Origin of the sequence: Moorena sp. SIO3B2, from assembly GCF_010692525.1 — a bacterium.
Taxonomy (GTDB): domain Bacteria; phylum Cyanobacteriota; class Cyanobacteriia; order Cyanobacteriales; family Coleofasciculaceae; genus Moorena; species Moorena producens.
The window spans coordinates 1-2,376 of record NZ_JAAHHE010000665.1 but is presented as its reverse complement, the minus strand read 5'-3'; the positions used below and the strand labels follow the sequence as shown (position 1 = coordinate 2,376).

The following is a 2,376-nucleotide window of genomic DNA, read 5'->3' as shown; positions in this document are numbered from 1 at the left end:
ACTGTCAAGGTTGATGTGCCCTTACCTTTTTCCCTTACTCCCAAGCCAATCTTAGAAACCACTGGCAATGGTTTGCTCAAAAGCGTTTTGGTCAGGATTAAGCAAACATTGATGCACCAGCTGTTGTGGGATTATCGTCAATGGGCTCGCAATGGCACCCAGACAAATATTTATAGTCAGCAGCAACCACCAGGAGCTCCCGCCACCTAATCTAGCCATCGGTGTGGGAGATGGGGAGATGGGGAGATGGGGAGATGGGGAGATGGAGAGATGGAGAGATGGGGAGATGGGGAGATGGGGAGATGGGAAGATGGGGCGGGGGCGCGGTAAGTGTCCTGGGAATTTTTGCCTAATTCCAACCTATTACCTATTACCTCTTGCCTCTTGCCTTTCCTCTTGCCTCTTGCCTCTTGCCTCTTGCCTTTCCTTAAGGGAATATGTTCACCAAAATAATGGGTTTGAAGCCCCGTCCTTCTAGGACGGCTTTTCTTGATTCTTGATATATTCTTTCAGTACGGCTATAGGGGCTCCTCCAACAGAAGAAGCATAATAGCTAGGACTCCACAAAGCTGTTTTGCCATTTGGCTTTAAAAACCCTTTCTGTCCATATCTGCGACTTGAAACCCCTTTAAGACTGTTAACCATCTGAGATATTGATAATTTTGGAGGGTATTCAATGAGTACATGAATGTGATCAGACTCTCCATTGAACTCTTTGATATTAAAATTTATTTTTTTTGCTACTTCTTTGAATGATTCCTCTATAGCTGTAAGGCAAGCGGCGCGTTAATATTTTTTGGCGGTACTTGGTGACACAGATTAAATGCATCGGCAAACTAGTCAAGCTGTGCCTTTCTTTCCGGAATCCCATTGTCAAAACTTTTAGATTACACTATAATCCTACGTACAGAGAAATTAGGAGAAAACATGTGAAAGCCAGGTACAAGTACCGATTCTACCCTACAGACCAACAAAAGAATGACCTAGCCAGGCTGTTTGGTTGCGTCCGGGTAGTTTGGAACGATGCTCTGGCTATATGTAAAAACTCAGACAAGGTATTAAAGTCAGGGGAATTACAAAAACTAGTAATAACTCAAGCTAAAAAGACTGAAGAAAGACAGTGGTTGTCTGAGGTTTCAGTAGTTCCTTTGCAACAATCTGTAGCAGACCTTGGGGTAGCTTTCAAGAACTTTTTTGATTCCTGGAAAGGTAAAAGAAAAGGAAATAAAGTTAATCCTCCAAGATTCAAGAAGAAGACTAGCAAACAAACAGCCAGGTTAACTCGCCGAGGATTTTCCATAAAGGGCGACAAGGTCTATCTAGCTAAAGTTGGAATAGTAAAACCAGTTTGGTCTAGAGACCTCCCTGATGACCCTAGTTCTGTGACTATCATTAAGGATTGTGTAAATAACTATTTTTTGAGTTTTGTGGTAGATATTGAGCCAGTTCAAATCAATGCTGATAACCAAAGTATTGGAATCGACCTAGGTATCAAGACTTTTGCTGCAATGAGCGATGGAAGTGAAGTTCAAAGTCCTGATTATTCAAAACTAGATCGCAAGCTAAGAAAAGCTCAAAAAAAGTTTGCCAAGCAGTCAAAAGGGTCAAATCGGAAAAACTTGACTCGACTAAGGATAGCTAAGATCCATAATGAAATAGCCAACAAAAGAAGCGACTTCTTACACAAACTGTCAAGCAAGGTGGTCAGCGAAAACCAAGTAATCGTCTTGGAAGATCTCAATGTGTCAGGGATGCTAAAGAACCGCAAAATATCTAGAGTAATAAGTCAACAAGGTTGGGCGGAATTTAGAACTCTGTGTGAAGCAAAATCAGAAAAATACGAAAGAGAATTTAGGGTTATTAGTCGTTGGGAACCAACTAGTCAAATCTGCTCAGATTGTGGTTTTAAATGGGGAAAATTAGATCTGTCTGTGCGCTCTGTACTTTGCGTGAGTTGCGGAGCTGAGCAAGATAGAGACATTAATGCGGCAAGAAACATAGAAAAGGTCGGCATGGGGCATCGGCACGACCATAAACGGACAAGGAGGGAAGGTAAGACTGCTTTTGTAGCGCGTCCCGATGATCTGTCAAGAATCACTGCCCTTCCAGGGCGGTGAGTATGTCAAAATCACCCTTAACCCTTAATCCTTGATATTTCCTTGTGACAAAAACTATTACTGATCTCCCCATTAAAGCTGGTATTGTTGGTACTGGGTTTGCGGCTAAGCTACGAGCTCAGACATTGCAAACGGATTCGCGATCGCATTTAGTGGCGGTCTGTGGTCATACCCCTGCCAAAACACAAGATTTTGCTGAAACCCACGGCACTACAGTGGTGGATTCCTGGCAGCAATTGGTAGAACACCCGGAGCTTGA

General features: G+C 42.9%; 4 protein-coding genes and 1 pseudogene. 4 read left to right on the top strand and 1 reads right to left on the bottom strand.

Translation table 11 applies throughout. The features are described from left to right. The coding region (locus F6K38_RS39540) for a DUF1997 domain-containing protein (protein ID WP_287360366.1) at nucleotides 1–210 on the top strand (210 nt) is incomplete at its 5' end. 28 nt (nucleotides 211–238) lie between these two features. After that, nucleotides 239–478, top strand: a complete 240-nt coding sequence (locus F6K38_RS39535) for a hypothetical protein (protein WP_161603194.1) — start codon at nucleotides 239–241, stop codon at nucleotides 476–478. Here the strand turns inward: F6K38_RS39535 and tnpA are convergent. Continuing rightward, a pseudogene (gene tnpA / locus F6K38_RS39530) lies at nucleotides 475–871 on the bottom strand (IS200/IS605 family transposase). The gene F6K38_RS39535 and the pseudogene tnpA sit on opposite strands and share 4 nt — an antisense overlap. Before the next feature lie 58 nt (nucleotides 872–929). Between tnpA and F6K38_RS39525 the strand changes: the two are divergent. Together F6K38_RS39525 and F6K38_RS39520 are read left to right on the top strand one after the other, a co-directional pair. Further along, entirely contained in the window at nucleotides 930–2,117 is a 1,188-nt protein-coding gene (locus tag F6K38_RS39525; protein WP_287248758.1) for an RNA-guided endonuclease InsQ/TnpB family protein, read from the top strand. 44 nt (nucleotides 2,118–2,161) lie between these two features. After that, the coding region (locus F6K38_RS39520; RefSeq protein WP_287360365.1) for a Gfo/Idh/MocA family oxidoreductase at nucleotides 2,162–2,376 on the top strand (215 nt) is incomplete at its 3' end.

Bases quoted from the DNA above. Each gene is read 5' to 3' on its own strand.
- F6K38_RS39535 (WP_161603194.1), top strand. From the start codon at position 239: ATGGGGAGATGGGGAGATGGGGAGATGGAGAGATGGAGAGATGGGGAG.